The following is a 14608-nucleotide window of genomic DNA, read 5'->3' as shown; positions in this document are numbered from 1 at the left end:
TTTAATGGTTTTCTTTTCAAATTGTAAAATAAGACGGAATATGCTATATTTGAGATATCACACAAATTGTCCGATTATCCTTCAAAGCTATAAACCTATAATATATTACATTATTTGAAAGAGAGGTATATCAAACATGAACAGGCTTGAAAACAAGGTAGCCATCATCACCGGAGGGAATTCCGGAATCGGGGAAGCATGTGCACTGCTTTTTGCCAAAGAAGGCGCAAAAGTAGTTATCACTGCAAGAAGAGAGGCTCAGTTGGAAGAGGTTGCCGCGAAAGTACGCGAGGCAGGCGGTGACGTCCTTGCGGTGAGGACCGATATTTCCAATTCTGAAGATGTAAAGAAAATGATTGATAAGACGATTGAAGCCTACGGAAAGCTGGACATTATTATAAATAATGCAGGTGTTCTGGAGGAAGGACTTCTCCCCATTGATCGTGTCAAAAACGAAGATATGGACTACCTTATGGATATCAACACCAAGGGAACCATGAACTGCATGCGCGAAGCAAGCCGTCTCATGCTGGAACAGGGCAGCGGCTCCATCGTAAATGTAGCTTCCGTTGCAGGTGTTGCCGGAAACGGCGGCGCCGCCTATGTTGCGAGCAAAGCTGCCGTGGTAGGCGTTACCCGCCATACCGCTATGCGCTGTGCATCCAAAAATGTGCGCTGTAACGTTATCTGTCCCGGTAATGTAATCACTCCCATGACTATGAATCTGAATCCTGCCGCTCTGGATCCTGATATGATGGGCGCCATGGCTTCCCATGGGGATATGAGGCTTCCCTCCTGTCAGGCTGAGGATGTTGCCAATATTGCTCTGTTCCTGGCGAGCGATGAGTCCAGGGCTGTCACAGGACAGACTATCGTTTCTGATTTCGGATGCACCTTATAAAAACACAAAAGGAAACCGGACAATCGCCCGGGCTGAGATGCCCGGCGGTTGTCCGGTTATTTTATTTCACGAAACACTTCTGATTTCTTCCCGCCGATTCTTTTCCCTTACAGAAAAATTCCGCACTATCCCAGCATCCCGGCCAGCACTACACTGGCTGCAATCCCAGCCGCCGTCGCCGTCAGCGCCCCGGCCAGCGTATACCGGGTCTTTGTAACCTTAGCCGCCATAAAATAAACGCTCATTGTATAAAAGCAGGTTTCCGTACAACTCATAAGAATAGAGGTCATCATTCCAATATAGGAATCCGTCCCATAATTCTTAAAAATATCCAGCACCAGCCCGGTAGCCGCAGAGGATGAAAAAAGCTTGATAAAAATAAGAGGCACAATGGGCGCAGGCAGTCCCATCGGTTCTGTTATCTTTCCAATCAGCCCTCCAAAAAACTCCAGGAAGCCGGAAGCCCGCAATATCCCCACCGCCATCATCAGTCCAATCAGCGTAGGCATGATCTTTATAACCGTATGAAAGCCATCCTCCGCCCCCTTGATAAAGTCTTCATATACGTTCGTATGATGAATCACCCCATAAGCCACGATATAAAATATCAGGGCCGGAATTATGATATTGGATAGGTTCGCCAGCGCATTCATCATAAAAGAGGATACCTCGGCAGTATTTTTCTAAACAATATATGCTTTGATTTCCTTTTTCATGAATCCCTATTTTTTTCGATCCATCACTTTCACAAAGATTATCGCAACCAATGTGGAGGTCAGTGTAGCAATAATTCCCGGCACAATAACCGCCGTCGGATTTACGCTCCCGTACTGGCTGCGGTATGCAATAATGGATACTGGTATCAGCTGCAGGGAAGATATGTTCATAATCAAAAAAGTACACATTTCATTGCTCGCTGTGACAGGCGGCTTCCCCGTTCTTCTGCACTCCTCTTCATTCAGTTTCTGCAGCTCTTCCATGGCTTTCAGCCCGGCCGGAGTGCAGGCCCAGCCCAGCCCCAGAATATTGGCGATAATATTGGTGGAAATATATTCCCTCGCCGCATGGTTCCCCGGAATACGGGGAAAAAGGAAGGAAATAAAGGGCTGGATCCCTTTGGTCATCGATGCTATCAGACCGGAATTCTTTGCAATCTCCATCAGCCCTACCCAAAGAGCCATAATTCCCGTCATGGTGATACACAGCTGTACCGCCTCACCCGCACTGTCCAGCGCCCCATTGGCCACCGCCTCAATATTGCCTGTAAGAGCGCCATAAATAACCCCTATGGCAATCATAACTGCCCAGATATAATTCAGCATAAAAAATCCTTTTTTTTCATTATATTTTTTATTTTTCTGAGAAAGAACTCTTTATGCCAAATCCTTATCCGCCGAATCATCTTGTCAGCCAATTTCCATCCGCCTTTTACAGCACCTTGGAAAGGAATTCCCGCAGTCTCGGATTCTTCGGATTATCGAAGAATTCCCGGGGAGCGCTCTCCTCTTTAATCATTCCGTCATCCATAAAGAGCACCCTGCTTCCCACTTCCTTGGCAAATCCCATTTCATGGGTAACAATCACCATCGTCATACCATCCCTGGCCAAATCGGACATAACCCCCAGAACTTCTCCTACCATTTCCGGATCCAGCGCGCTGGTAGGCTCATCAAAAAGCATCACATCGGGATGCATACAGAGGGAACGCACAATGGCAATACGCTGCTTCTGCCCGCCGGAAAGCTGGGAAGGATAGGCATTTGCCTTTTCCGGCAGCCCCACTCTTTCCAGAAGCTTCATGGCTTCCTCTTCCGCTTCTTTCTTCGATCTCTTCAGAAGCTGTACGGGGGCCAGCGTCATGTTCTGCAGAATCGTCTTGTGAGGAAAAAGATTGAAATGCTGGAATACCATGCCGATATGCTGCCTGTACAGGTTAATATTGGCTTTCGGATCCGTGATATCCTTTCCTTCAAAAAGAATCTGTCCGCCGGTAGGCTCCTCCAGCAAGTTGAGGGAACGGAGGAAGGTGGACTTCCCGGAGCCGGAAGGCCCTACTATAACCACTACCTCTCCCTGGGATATGGTCGTATTGATATTTTTAAGGACTTCAATATCCCCGAAGGATTTGCAAAGATCCCTGATTTCAAATAAAAGCTGTCCATCAGCGTTCATTAGTCCGTAACCTCCTTTCCAATGCGGAAACACCTGCTGCCAGCAGGGAAACAATCGCCAGGTAAACCAATGCTACAGCAAGCAGAGGCATAAATGCGGAATAGGTCTGGCTGCGGATGACGTTGCCGCCATGAGTCAGATCCGTCAGGGCAATATAACCGCTGATTGAAGTTTCCTTCAGCAGTACGATGATTTCATTTCCCAGCGCAGGAAGCACATTTTTAAGAGCCTGGGGCAGAATAATATGCCACATAGTTGCAGCATAACCGAAGCCAAGGCTTCTTCCCGCTTCAAACTGGCCGATATCAATAGCCATAATACCGGAACGGACGATTTCCGCCACGTAAGCGCCGGAATTGATTCCGAATGCCAGGATAGCCACCACCCGCTTATCAATCGACACGCTTCCGAAGATAACATAGTACATGATCAAAAGCTGGATCATGGTAGGCGTACCGCGGATCACCGTCAAATATAACTGACAAATGAAATCCACAAGCTTAAACAGGTAATACCCCAGCAGCTTTCTGATATATACGCCCTTCTCTTTCATCTTTACCGGCTTCTTGATTCCGCTTTTTACAGCGCTGGAACGGACAATTGCCACGAGAAAACCAAGCACAATACCCAGAATCACCGCAAAAAAGGTAATCAGCAGCGTCGTCTTCAGGCCATCGGTCAGATATTTCCATCGGTTGTCCTTAATGAAGTTCAGATAAAACTGATCCATAAATTTCTGCATGTAAACACCCTCCACCATTTCTCCTTTGTCTTTTTGTACACCAGCCAGGCACTGTCAGGCTGTCTGATAATGTCTGGCTGATGCGCAACAAACGGGCCCATGGTATTTCATGGGTCCGCCTGTATATAACGCATTCTGTTTCACAAATACAGCTTACGTTCCGTCTTTTTCGGAAGCCGTGCTCCGTAATTGTCACTCTTTTACAATGATAACCTGCTTGGAGGAAGCATAGGAGTCTGTGAAATCAACACTCTGCTGACGATCCTCCGTAACGGTGATGCCGGCAACACCGATGTCTGCCTTACCGGACTGGATAGCATTGATAATGGAATCAAATTCCATATCTTCAATTTTCAGTTCATATCCGAGCACATCACATACGGCCTGGGCCATATCTGCATCAATACCTACTACCTTGTCACCCTGATAATATTCATAAGGCTCAAAATAAGCATTGGTCGCCATAACCAGCGTTCCGTTGGAACGATCCACATCCGCGGGAGATTCATAGGGAGACTGACCTTTTGTATCATCCCCGATATAATTCTTAATGATATTATCCAGAGTTCCATCAGACTTTAACTGAGCAAGCGCTTCGTTAATCTTTGCTGTAAGATCTGCTTTATCTTTGGAAACACAGATGGCATAATCTTCTTCCGCAAAAGGCTCGTCCAGGATTTTCAGCCCTGTGGTATTTGCAACAAAAGCCTTTGCCGGCTGTTCGTCAATGATCACACAGTCAATTTTTCCCTGAAGAAGTGCCTGAACCGCATCATTTCCTTTGTTGAAACGCTCGATGGTGGAACCTTCTTCTTCATAATCTGATGCATAAATATCTCCGGTGGTTCCAAGCTGAACACCGATTTTCTTTCCGGGAAGGTCGTCGATACTGGTTACCGCGCCTTCTGCCGCAGGTTCCTGTGCTTCTGTGGATTCTGCCGCCGGTGCGGTTTCCGCCGCCGCTTCCGTACCTGCCTCTGAAGATACTGCTGCAGAAGACTCCGCAGCCGGTTCATTTCCCTGTGCGGAGCTTCCGCAGGCCGCAAGAGAAATTGTCATACATACAGCAAGTGCTGTTGCCAAAAACTTTTTCATAATAATCCTCCTTATATCAAAGTGCGAATCACCCTGATATGCTGTTCTTAATAATTAGATTGTATAATTATACATTAATTACAATTAATATTAACATATTTATTTTGAAACACAAGCGGTATTTTTCACAAAATAAAAAGAGATGAGGAACCGGTTTTTTTCACTTTTGCTTTAATCCATCTTTTTTGGCATATATAAAAACAGAAGGGGGCGAAAATCCGTGATTTCCGCCCCCTTCATCCATATTTTCACTTCTGCAGGCTCATTGCCCGCGGGAATAAATATACTACCACTCCATCACTGCCGTTCCCCAGGAAAGCCCGGCGCCAAAACCGCAGAGTACAATTTTATCGCCTTTTTCCAGATATCCCTTCCGGTTGCACTCATCCAGAAGAATCGGCACGCTTCCGGCGGATATATTTCCACAATGGTCCAGGCTTACGGGAAACTTATCCACAGAAATATGCAGTCTCTTGGCAACAGACTGAAGAATACGCAGATTCGCCTGGTGCAGGAAAAAGTATTTGATATCTTCGGCCTGCAGCCCTGCCTTCTCAAGAGCCTTGCCTATCGACGCCGGAACCGTTTTCACCGCGAATTTGTATACCTCCTGCCCGTCCATATGCACATAATCCAAATCGGTATCTGACTGCACCAGAAGGTTGTTATTCCCCCTGTTACGGCATATCAGGGCATCTCCCTTACTGCCGTCACAGCCATGATCGAAGCTGAGGATCCCCACTTCCTCCCTCCGTACCACGGCCGCCCCTGCTCCGTCCCCGAACAGGACGCAGGTACTTCTGTCCGTCCAGTCCATAATCCGGGACAATGTTTCCGCCCCCAGCACAAGGACATTCCGGAAGCGTCCGGTTCCGAGAAAAGCATCTGCGCTCTCCAGGGCAAACAAAAATCCCGAGCAGGCCGCATTGATATCAAAAGCCATGGCGTTTCCTGCTCCCAAGCGGGCCTGAAGCTCACAGGCCGCGGACGGAGTCACATGATCCGCAGTAATGGTACCTACCAGTATCAAATCCAGATCCTCCGGAGCAATTCCCGCGTCCTCCAGAGCCAGCCTGGCTGCCTGTTCTGCCATATCCGTGGTGGTTTCTTCCCTTGCGATCCGTCTTTCCCGTATCCCTGTACGGCTGACAATCCATTCATCCGAAGTATCCATCTTAGTGGACAGCCAGTCATTTGTTACCTTCGCCGCCGGAAGACAGCTTCCGGTACCTATAATTCTGCTCTTCATATATTCCTCCAGCTCTCCGGGGACGTGTGACACACATCCGTTATAAATGTCCGTCCAGCGCGTTCCCAATCTATTTTAAAGCATCCGCAACCTCGCCCAGGATATCTTCCACCTTTTCGATTTTATCCGATCGGCAGGCATTGCTTCCGCAGAAAAGAAGCCCGTTCTCCACATCCCCTTCCACAGCGCGAATCAGCGCCTCCGTAATACAGTAAGGGGTATCTGCGGGCTTACAGGTCTTAATACATCCAAAACATCTTCCATGGGGAATCGGCCCCTTTTCAGCCCTTTCCAGAAAAGCATTCCGAATAGCGCGCCCCGGCATTCCCACCGGGCTTTTTACCAGAACAATATCCTCTTCCCCTGCATCAATATAGGTTTGCTTGAATGCAGGATGGGCATCGCATTCCTCCGTGGTCACGAAACGGGTGGCCATCTGTACTCCCTGCAGTCCGCGTGAAATCCAGTATGCGGCCTCTTCTCCCGTATAAATGCCGCCGGCCATAACCACAGGTATCTCTTTTCCCTGTTCTGCCCCATATGCCTTGACGGCTTTCAGAATTCGCTCCACCTCTTCCTCATAGTGCATACCCGGAATATCCTGAAGCTGTTCCCTTGTAAAACCCAGGTGCCCTCCGGCAAGAGGTCCCTCTATCACCACCATATCAGGCAGGTAATCATATTTTTTCATCCAGTATTTAAAAATCACATTGGCTGATTTCAAACTGGATACGATGGGCGCCAGCTTAACAGAATGACTTCTGCCCTGAGAGGATGCGCCTGCCGCGATATCCGGCAGAGTTACCGGCAGTCCGGCGCCGGATATGATCAAATCAGCACCGGCCTCAATGGCAGTTCTCACATAATCCTCATAGTTCTGGGTAGCTACCATGATATTCACGCCAACGATTCCGCCCTGCGCCAGCTCTTTCGCCCTGATGATTTCCTGTCTGACTGCCCGCAGATTGGCCTCATGGGGGTTTTTATGATAATCCGGTTCCCGGAAACCGATTTGGGCCGTGGAAATAATTCCGATTCCGCCCTGCGCCGCCACTGCTCCCGCCAGTCCGGAAAGACTGACGCCGACGCCCATCCCTCCCTGTATCACAGGAATCCTGGCCGTCAGTTCCCCGATTGTTAAAGGTTTTACACTCATTTTTATCTCCCGGTCCCCCTTTTCAGGCTTTCTCCGGTTCGCTGACAACAAAAGTCAGTTCCGCCTTGGCTACCAGCTTCCCGTTTACGGTCGCTTTCGCACTGCCTATCCCTATCGGGCCCTTAACCTTGATGATTTGTGTTTCCAGCAAGAGCACATCCCCCGGAACCACTTTCCCCTTGAAACGGGCTCCGTCAATCCCTCCGAAAAGCACCAGTTTTCCCTTGTTTTCCGGCTGGCTGAGAATGGCAACCGCTCCGGCCTGCGCCAGCGCTTCCAGGATAAGGACTCCCGGCATCACCGGTTCCTGAGGAAAATGGCCGGCAAAAAAAGGCTCATTATAGGTCACACATTTTTTTCCTACCGCACGTACTCCCGGTTCCAGCTCCTCGATGGTATCAAGAAGCAGAAAGGGCTGTCTGTGAGGGATGATTTCCATAATCTGTTTGGTTGAAAGCTGCATAAGGCATTCCTCCTAATCCACGAATTTCTTTACCAGAAGACTGGCGTTGTGGCCTCCGAAGCCCAAAGAATTGGAAAGTGCATACAGCACCTCTTCTTCCGCAGGTTCTTTACAATAATCCAGGTCACATTCCTCATCCGGTATCTGATATCCTACTGTAGCATGAATATAGCCTTCCTGCAATTCTTTCACACAGGTGATGAATTCAACGGCCCCCGCTGCTCCCAGCAGATGCCCCACCATGGATTTCGTGGAATTGATTTTTATATTTTTCGCATGTTCCCCGAAGGTCAGCTTAATCGCTCTCGTTTCGAACAAATCATTGAGATGGGTGCTGGTACCGTGAGCATTGATATAAGTGATATCTTCAAAAGCCGCGCCCCCGTCTTTCACCGCGTATTCCATGGCCTTGGCCGCACCGGATCCATCCTCCGCCGGAGAGGTGATATGGAACGCATCGGAAGAGCATCCGTAGCCCACTACCTCCGCATAGATTTTAGCTCCTCTTTTTCTTGCATGCTCCAGCTCTTCGAGCACTACGACACCGGCGCCTTCTCCCATAATAAAACCGCTTCTCTCCTTATCAAAAGGGATGGAGCATCTGGCGGGATCCTCGGAAGAGCTCAATGCGGTAAGCGCCGTGAAGCCGGAAACTCCGATAGGACAGATGCTGCTTTCCGCACCTCCTGCCACCATAACCTCCGCATCTCCATACTGAATCGTACGGAATGCCTCTCCGATACAATTGGTACCGGTGGCGCAGGCCGTAACCACATTAATGCTTTTTCCCTTCAGTCCGAACTGTATAGAAACATTACCGGCAGCCATATTGCTGATCATCATGGGCACCAGAAAAGGATTTACCCGGTTGGGCCCTTTTTCCAGCAGCTTGCCGTATTCCCTTTCCATCGCCTGCAGGGAACCGATTCCGGATCCTACGGCAACGCCTACGCGCCAGGGATCCTCTTTTTCCATATCCAGCCCTGCATCCTCCAGCGCTTCCCTGGAAGCTGCCACCGCATACTGGCAGAATGCCTCCATTCTCTTAGCCGCCTTAAAATCCATATAGTTCTTGGCATCGAAGCCTTTTACCTCTGCTGCCAGCTTACATTTATATTCAGATGCATCGAATTTGGTAATAGGGCCAAAGCCGGTTTTTCCTTCCTTCACCCCTTCCCAGAATTCCTCCACCGACAGGCCGATGGGCGTAATCGCTCCCATTCCTGTTACTACTACTCTTCTGCTCATATCTGCCTCTCAATCTGCCGCACAAACGGCCTGTAACCACATCCGGAATGGTCAGATAGCCATTCCACCATCAACCGAAATTACCTGCCCGGTAATATACGCTCCGCCGTCTCCGGCCAGAAAAGCCACCAGCTCAGCCACATCCTCCGGCCGGCCTTCTCTTTTCAGAGGAATCTGTGAAATAATCCCCTGTTTTGCCTCATCAGACATCGCCGCGGTCATATCCGTTGCAATATAGCCGGGAGCCACCGCATTCACAGTCACATTCCTGCTGGCCAGTTCCTTTGCCACACTCTTCGTCAGGCCGATGACGCCTGCCTTGCTTGCCGCATAATTAGCCTGCCCCGCATTTCCCAGCACACCGGATACGGAAGACAGGTTAATGATCCTGCCGCCCCTCAGTTTCATAAAATTCCTGTATAAATGGCGGATGGTATTGAAGGTACCCTTTAAATTGGTGTCAATCACCGCATCAAAGTCCTCTTCCTTCATTCCCACCACCAGGTTATCCTTCGTAATTCCTGCATTATTCACAAGAATATCAATATGTCCGAAAAGCTCCAGCGCTTTCTTAACCATATCGCCGCAGGCCTGGAAATCCGCCACAGAACACTGAAGAGCCTCCGCTTTCCTTCCCATATCCCGGATCTGTGAAACAGTCTCTTCCGCCCGTTCCCTGCTGCCGTTGTAATTTACAATCACATCCGCTCCCTGTGAAGCCAGAGTAAGCGCAATCTGTTTTCCGATACCGCGGCTGGCCCCGGTCACCAGGGCTGTTTTTCCTTCCAGCGTCATACTCTTACTCCCTTCCGGACAGGGGAAGCTTCTCCAGATCCTCTGCCTTTTCCACATTTATCACAGTCACATCCCGGTTTATTTTGCGCATAAAACCGGAAAGGGATTTTCCGGGACCAATCTCCACAAAGGTATCGACGCCGTCCGCGATCATACGTTCCACACATTCCTGCCATCTTACGGAACTGGAAACCTGTTTTACAAGAAGTTCCTTTACCTGTGATGTATCCGCAACGTAATCTCCTGTCACATTGGAAAGATAGGGAACGCGGATTTCCTTCAGGCTGATATCGGCAAGCACCTGACCCAGCTTCTCCCCGGCGCCTTTCAGCATAGGGGAATGGAAAGGCCCGCTGACCTTCAGCGGCACACAGCGCTTGGCTCCCAACTCCTTCAGTCTCTCCGAAGCCGCATTCACCGCACCGGCTTCTCCTGTGATTACCGTCTGTCCCGGACAGTTATAGTTCGCTACACTGACTATCCCATCCGTTTCTTCACAGGCTTTCGCTATGGTTTCACTGTCCAGCCCCAGAATCGCGGTCATCGCTCCGCCGGTGGGAACAGCCTCCTGCATGAAAATTCCCCTCTTGCGCACGCAATAGAACAGATCCTTTACATCCATTACATCCGCTGCCGCCAGGGCCGCATATTCCCCCAGACTAAGGCCTGCCGCCGCATCCGGCCGGAATCCCATTTCCTCCAGCACCTTCAGCAGCGCCACCTCTACGGTGAGCATGGCGATCTGTGTATATTCTGTAATATGAATCTGTTCATTTTCCTCAAAGCACAAAGCTGCCACGTCCAGCCCGGAAGCTTCCGATGCCTTGTCAAAAATATCCCTGGCCGCAGGAAATTTTTCATAAAAATCTTTTCCCATCCCCACATACTGGGAACCCTGCCCCGGGAAAATAAATGCTGTTTTACCCATTATTTTCTCTCCTATGAAAAGCGAAACGCAGACTTATCCGTCTCCGCAGTACTGTCTGTTCTGATCGGTTATGTTAAATCTTAATGGTAGTATGGTAGAAGTTATGGTAGTTGGTGTGTGAAAAACGATAACGGTATATATTTTGATATCCTTTTTATTTGATATTCAAAATATATAGCTGTAAAAAAAGACTGCCGGAATTCCCTGCCTGCAAACGGGCCCGAAAGTCTTTCCCTGCTGATTGGCACAAAGAAGCCTGTTGACGGAATTTCTCAAAATACCCGATTATGTCAGATTTTCAGCAATGCACTGCCGTCGTGGATAATCTCTTCGATAATCTCACGGCAGCTCTGAACGCGGCTGACCATACCTGCACACTGTCCGGCCATAAGGGTTCCGTTTACCACGTCTCCCTCCATAACCGCTTTTCTCAAAGAACCAAGAGTTAAATACTCCAGTTCCTCAAAGGAAGCGCCTTCCTTTTCCAGCTTCAGATATTCTCTGGTCATTTTATTGCGGATCTGACGAATGGGATGCCCGGTGCTCATACCGGTAATTTCGGAATCGATATCCCTGGCTTTGATAACCTTCTGCTTATAGTTATCATGGGCAATGGATTCACTGGCCGCCACAAAACGCGTGCCCATCTGCACCGCCTGTGCGCCAAGCATAAATGCCGCGGCGAATCCTCTGCCGTCCGCAATACCGCCGGCTGCAATAACCGGAATATTAACGGCGTCCACCACCTGGGGAACAAGCGTCATAGTGGTTGCGGATCCTATATGCCCGCCGCTTTCCATGCCTTCCGCCACCACTGCATCCGCTCCGGAACGTTCCATCATTTTAGCCATGGCAACGCTGGCGACTACCGGAATGACCTTCACTCCTGCCGCCTTCCACATATCCATGTATTTTGCCGGACTTCCGGCGCCGGTAGTAACTACCTTCACGCCTTCTTCCACGATCACCTCTGCCACTCCGTCAGCATTGGGATTCAGAAGCATAACGTTCACCCCGATGGGCCTGGACGTAAGCTTTCTCGCATCCCGAATCTGCTGCCTCACAATATCCGCCGGTGCGCTGGCGGCTCCGATAATTCCAAGCCCGCCTGCTTCAGAGACGGCAGCGGCCAGATGGTATTCTCCAACCCAGGCCATGCCGCCCTGTATAATCGGATATTCTATTCCGAGAAGTTCCGTGACTGCTGTCTTCATTAAGCCTCGATGCCCTGTGCTTTCAGATATTCTACAACTGAACCTACCGTTGTCAGTTTTTCCAATTCCTCTGCAGGAATTTCAACACCATATTCTTCTTCTACCGCCATAACCAATTCAAAAAGGTCCAGTGAGTCAGCTCCCAGATCATCCTTGAAAGAGGACTCCTCTGTGATTGTCACACCTTCCAGATTCAACTGCTCCTGAATAATTTCAATTACTTTCTCTAACATTTTGTTATCTCCTTTTTTTGTTTTTATAAAAAAGTTTGACATTCAAAGTATATTCTCTGTTCCTTTGTTTGTCAACTACTTCTTTCCACATTTTTGATAAAATACTGATAAACATCCCTCTTGCTGATTCCCCTGTCCTTCGCCACCAGCTTCATGGCCTCTTTCCGGTCAATCCCCTGGTCCTCGTAGGATTTCATGTGCTCTTCCATGGACATCCTGGAAAAAATTTCCTCTTTTTCCTGCTGCTTTTCAGCCCGGCTTTTTCCCTCCAGCACAAGCACATATTCCCCTCTGGGCACCTCCGACTCATAATAATGAAGGGCCTCCTCCAGGGTGGTCGGCATTACCGTCTCGAATTTCTTTGTCAGCTCCCTGCAGAGGGTTATCCTCCGGTTGCCGAGTTCCTCATACAGACACTCCAGCGTCCGGATCAGATGGTGAGGAGCCTCATACAGGATTATGGTCCTGGTTTCCTCCTTTAATTCCTCCAGCACAGCCTTTTTTTCTTTTTTATCATCAAAGGGCAGGAACCCTTCAAAGCAAAACCTTCTGGTGCTCAGCCCGGACAGCGTGAGCGCCGTAATGCAGGCCGCAGGCCCCGGCAGGGAGGTAACGGTGATTCCCGCCTCCTGGCACATTTTTACAAGCACCTCACCGGGATCGGATATAGCCGGTGTTCCCGCGTCGGTAATCAGTGCAATATTTTTTCCTGCCTGCAGCTTATTTATCAAATCATATGCTTTTTCTACTTTATTGTATTCATGATAGCTGGTCATCGGAGTCTGAATTCCAAAATGATTCAGAAGCTTTATGCTGTTGCGGGTATCTTCAGCCGCAATCAGATCTGCCGTTTCCAGCGTTTCCCGTACCCGGGGCGTCATATCCTTCAGGTTTCCGATAGGTGTGGCACATAAATATAGAATACCAGCCATTGCTTTCCTTTCCTTCAGCTATCCATTTCCTCAGGAAGCAGCCCTCCCTCCGTATAACGGTTAGAGGCGTTCCACAGAATCCATTCCTCGTAGCCGGCGTCATAAACCGCCTGTATCTGCGCCCGAATCTCTTCAGGGCCATAACGGATATGCCCTTTTACCCATGTGGCGGTAAAATCCTGCAGCCAGGGCCGTACATCCGCCCGGATTTCCTGATTCGGAACGAGATCCTTAGGATCCGCCGCATCCATACTATTACCGGAGGCACTGTTTTCTGAAATGCTGTTGCCTGATATGCTGTTGCCTGAAATATCATTTCCGGATACCTGCATATCTTCCGCTTCCCGTCCCATACCGGCCAGTACCTTCCGGGAAGTCTTCATGCTTCTGAATATGGTTTCATATGGCTGTGCATCCGGCACCGCCAGCCCCAAATTCCCCGGCCCGTAATGGGAGGGATAAACCATTGGGCTTATATAATCCAGATGCTTCGCCATTTCGTAATAATTCTGCCCTACAATGGAAGCATCCAGTTTGCTGTCAATTATAACCCCGTATACATCTGCCGACAAGGGAACTCCCATATCATGCAGCTCCTGTGCCGCATAGATCGTAAACTCCGTTATGACATCCTCCTTGTCCTGCTCCAGGGCATCCTCTCCGAAATCCACCTTTGACATTCCGGCATCTGTCGAAAACCGGATATAATCAAACTGGATCTCATCAAAGCCGACAGAAGCCGCCTGACGGGCTATCTCCAGAAGATAATCCCATACCTCCCTTTTATAGGGATTCACCCAGGCGAGCCCGGATTTATCCCGGAAAATATTACCATTCTTGTCGGTAAGGGCCAAATCCTGCCTGTTTTCCGCCAGAAAAGGATCCTTAAAGGCCACAATCCTGGCAATCAGATAAATTCCGTGTTCCTTACATTTACGTATCAGTCCCGGCATATCGGAAACATACTCTTTGACGGCTCCGATTTCCCTGACAAACGCGGAATCCATGTCATATACCACACGTCCTTCGTCGTTCTTCACGTCGATTACCATGGTATTCAGTTCCGTCCTGTCCACCAGAGCGATAAGATTATCCATATTGGAGGTTCCGGCCATAGCGCCGGTAACATAAATCCCCTTCACACGGACTTTTTCCGCAAAAGGTTCCGTTACCGTTTCTTCCTGCGCTTCTGTTTCCCCATTCCCGGTTTCTGCTTCCGTGCCCTTTACGGTATCGGAATCTGTATCCGTCCCGGCCCGGTCATCCGTATTTTCTGAAACAGCATTTCCCGAAACCGCCTTTCCGGCTTCCTCAAGTACCGCCGTTTCTTTCGCTGTGTTGCTGCATCCGGCCAGATACAGGCTTGTTATGCCGATAATCAGAATGCAAAGCAGTGCGGCCGCAACTATACTTTTTTTTCTCATCTTCCGTTTCTTTCCGGCCTGTGCACCGTAATTATTTCATCTATCTAATCTAAAAT

Annotated in this window: 16 protein-coding genes; 1 reads left to right on the top strand and 15 read right to left on the bottom strand. The window is 49.2% G+C overall.

What is annotated here, in order from left to right; translation table 11 throughout:
* Positions 1-136: 136 nt before the first annotated feature.
* A complete protein-coding gene (locus BLA28_RS08500; RefSeq protein ID WP_009254832.1) occupies positions 137-901 on the top strand; it encodes an SDR family NAD(P)-dependent oxidoreductase in 765 nt (254 codons plus the stop codon).
* A gap of 125 nt (positions 902-1026) precedes the next feature.
* On the opposite strand, the gene BLA28_RS08495 is transcribed toward BLA28_RS08500, so the two are convergent.
* The 15 genes from BLA28_RS08495 to BLA28_RS34105 all read right to left on the bottom strand — a co-directional run bounded on the left by BLA28_RS08495 (position 1027) and on the right by BLA28_RS34105 (position 14552).
* Entirely contained in the window at positions 1027-1554 is a 528-nt protein-coding gene (locus BLA28_RS08495) for a spore maturation protein (protein ID WP_025482274.1), read from the bottom strand.
* 69 nt (positions 1555-1623) lie between these two features.
* Entirely contained in the window at positions 1624-2223 is a 600-nt protein-coding gene (locus BLA28_RS08490; RefSeq protein ID WP_044966710.1) for a nucleoside recognition protein, read from the bottom strand.
* A gap of 106 nt (positions 2224-2329) precedes the next feature.
* Positions 2330-3073 (bottom strand): amino acid ABC transporter ATP-binding protein, encoded by a 744-nt coding sequence (locus BLA28_RS08485; protein WP_009254846.1) that lies wholly within the window; start codon positions 3071-3073, stop codon positions 2330-2332.
* Complete coding sequence (locus BLA28_RS08480; protein ID WP_044966707.1) at positions 3063-3815, bottom strand: amino acid ABC transporter permease; 753 nt, start codon at positions 3813-3815, stop codon at positions 3063-3065. Before BLA28_RS08480 ends, BLA28_RS08485 begins: the two co-directional genes overlap by 11 nt.
* Before the next feature lie 192 nt (positions 3816-4007).
* Positions 4008-4910 (bottom strand): transporter substrate-binding domain-containing protein, encoded by a 903-nt coding sequence (locus BLA28_RS08475; RefSeq protein WP_069158688.1) that lies wholly within the window; start codon positions 4908-4910, stop codon positions 4008-4010.
* A 286-nt stretch (positions 4911-5196) separates the two neighbouring features.
* Positions 5197-6159, bottom strand: a complete 963-nt coding sequence (locus BLA28_RS08470) for a beta-ketoacyl-ACP synthase III (protein ID WP_069158788.1) — start codon at positions 6157-6159, stop codon at positions 5197-5199.
* A gap of 70 nt (positions 6160-6229) precedes the next feature.
* Positions 6230-7315: an NAD(P)H-dependent flavin oxidoreductase gene (locus BLA28_RS08465; protein WP_009254850.1), complete on the bottom strand. Its 1086-nt coding sequence runs from the start codon at positions 7313-7315 to the stop codon at positions 6230-6232.
* A 22-nt stretch (positions 7316-7337) separates the two neighbouring features.
* Positions 7338-7778, bottom strand: a complete 441-nt coding sequence (fabZ, locus tag BLA28_RS08460; RefSeq protein ID WP_009254851.1) for a 3-hydroxyacyl-ACP dehydratase FabZ — start codon at positions 7776-7778, stop codon at positions 7338-7340.
* A 12-nt stretch (positions 7779-7790) separates the two neighbouring features.
* A complete protein-coding gene (fabF, locus tag BLA28_RS08455; RefSeq protein ID WP_071698969.1) occupies positions 7791-9026 on the bottom strand; it encodes a beta-ketoacyl-ACP synthase II in 1236 nt (411 codons plus the stop codon).
* Between the two features lie 51 nt (positions 9027-9077).
* On the bottom strand, positions 9078-9821 hold the full coding sequence (gene fabG, locus BLA28_RS08450) for a 3-oxoacyl-[acyl-carrier-protein] reductase (RefSeq protein WP_044966700.1): 744 nt from the start codon (positions 9819-9821) through the stop codon (positions 9078-9080).
* 4 nt (positions 9822-9825) lie between these two features.
* Complete coding sequence (fabD, locus tag BLA28_RS08445; protein WP_069158687.1) at positions 9826-10749, bottom strand: ACP S-malonyltransferase; 924 nt, start codon at positions 10747-10749, stop codon at positions 9826-9828.
* A gap of 290 nt (positions 10750-11039) precedes the next feature.
* On the bottom strand, positions 11040-11963 hold the full coding sequence (gene fabK / locus BLA28_RS08440; RefSeq protein WP_069158686.1) for an enoyl-[acyl-carrier-protein] reductase FabK: 924 nt from the start codon (positions 11961-11963) through the stop codon (positions 11040-11042).
* Entirely contained in the window at positions 11963-12196 is a 234-nt protein-coding gene (gene acpP / locus BLA28_RS08435; RefSeq protein ID WP_009254856.1) for an acyl carrier protein, read from the bottom strand. The genes fabK and acpP overlap by 1 nt, the downstream gene beginning before the upstream one ends.
* 71 nt (positions 12197-12267) lie before the next feature.
* On the bottom strand, positions 12268-13128 hold the full coding sequence (gene rsmI / locus BLA28_RS08430) for a 16S rRNA (cytidine(1402)-2'-O)-methyltransferase (RefSeq protein WP_069158685.1): 861 nt from the start codon (positions 13126-13128) through the stop codon (positions 12268-12270).
* Between the two features lie 14 nt (positions 13129-13142).
* Positions 13143-14552 (bottom strand): putative glycoside hydrolase, encoded by a 1410-nt coding sequence (locus BLA28_RS34105; RefSeq protein WP_069158684.1) that lies wholly within the window; start codon positions 14550-14552, stop codon positions 13143-13145.
* Positions 14553-14608 lie beyond the last annotated feature (56 nt).

The sequence above is a fragment of the Eisenbergiella tayi genome, from assembly GCF_001881565.1.
Lineage (GTDB): Bacteria > Bacillota > Clostridia > Lachnospirales > Lachnospiraceae > Eisenbergiella > Eisenbergiella tayi.
The sequence above is the reverse complement of the archived record's forward strand: the minus strand, read 5'-3'. Positions and strand labels throughout refer to the sequence as shown.

What these genes read in the sequence shown, in the direction of transcription:
- BLA28_RS08500 (WP_009254832.1), top strand. Translation starts at nt 137, where the DNA reads ATGAACAGGCTTGAAAACAAGGTAGCCATCATCACCGGAGGGAATTCC.
- BLA28_RS08495 (WP_025482274.1), bottom strand. Translation starts at nt 1,554, where the DNA reads ATGAATGCGCTGGCGAACCTATCCAATATCATAATTCCGGCCCTGATA.
- BLA28_RS08490 (WP_044966710.1), bottom strand. Translation starts at nt 2,223, where the DNA reads ATGCTGAATTATATCTGGGCAGTTATGATTGCCATAGGGGTTATTTAT.
- BLA28_RS08485 (WP_009254846.1), bottom strand. Translation starts at nt 3,073, where the DNA reads ATGAACGCTGATGGACAGCTTTTATTTGAAATCAGGGATCTTTGCAAA.
- BLA28_RS08480 (WP_044966707.1), bottom strand. Translation starts at nt 3,815, where the DNA reads ATGCAGAAATTTATGGATCAGTTTTATCTGAACTTCATTAAGGACAAC.
- BLA28_RS08475 (WP_069158688.1), bottom strand. Translation starts at nt 4,910, where the DNA reads ATGAAAAAGTTTTTGGCAACAGCACTTGCTGTATGTATGACAATTTCT.
- BLA28_RS08470 (WP_069158788.1), bottom strand. Translation starts at nt 6,159, where the DNA reads ATGAAGAGCAGAATTATAGGTACCGGAAGCTGTCTTCCGGCGGCGAAG.
- BLA28_RS08465 (WP_009254850.1), bottom strand. Translation starts at nt 7,315, where the DNA reads ATGAGTGTAAAACCTTTAACAATCGGGGAACTGACGGCCAGGATTCCT.
- fabZ (WP_009254851.1), bottom strand. Translation starts at nt 7,778, where the DNA reads ATGCAGCTTTCAACCAAACAGATTATGGAAATCATCCCTCACAGACAG.
- fabF (WP_071698969.1), bottom strand. Translation starts at nt 9,026, where the DNA reads ATGAGCAGAAGAGTAGTAGTAACAGGAATGGGAGCGATTACGCCCATC.
- fabG (WP_044966700.1), bottom strand. Translation starts at nt 9,821, where the DNA reads ATGACGCTGGAAGGAAAAACAGCCCTGGTGACCGGGGCCAGCCGCGGT.
- fabD (WP_069158687.1), bottom strand. Translation starts at nt 10,749, where the DNA reads ATGGGTAAAACAGCATTTATTTTCCCGGGGCAGGGTTCCCAGTATGTG.
- fabK (WP_069158686.1), bottom strand. Translation starts at nt 11,963, where the DNA reads ATGAAGACAGCAGTCACGGAACTTCTCGGAATAGAATATCCGATTATA.
- acpP (WP_009254856.1), bottom strand. Translation starts at nt 12,196, where the DNA reads ATGTTAGAGAAAGTAATTGAAATTATTCAGGAGCAGTTGAATCTGGAA.
- rsmI (WP_069158685.1), bottom strand. Translation starts at nt 13,128, where the DNA reads ATGGCTGGTATTCTATATTTATGTGCCACACCTATCGGAAACCTGAAG.
- BLA28_RS34105 (WP_069158684.1), bottom strand. Translation starts at nt 14,552, where the DNA reads ATGAGAAAAAAAAGTATAGTTGCGGCCGCACTGCTTTGCATTCTGATT.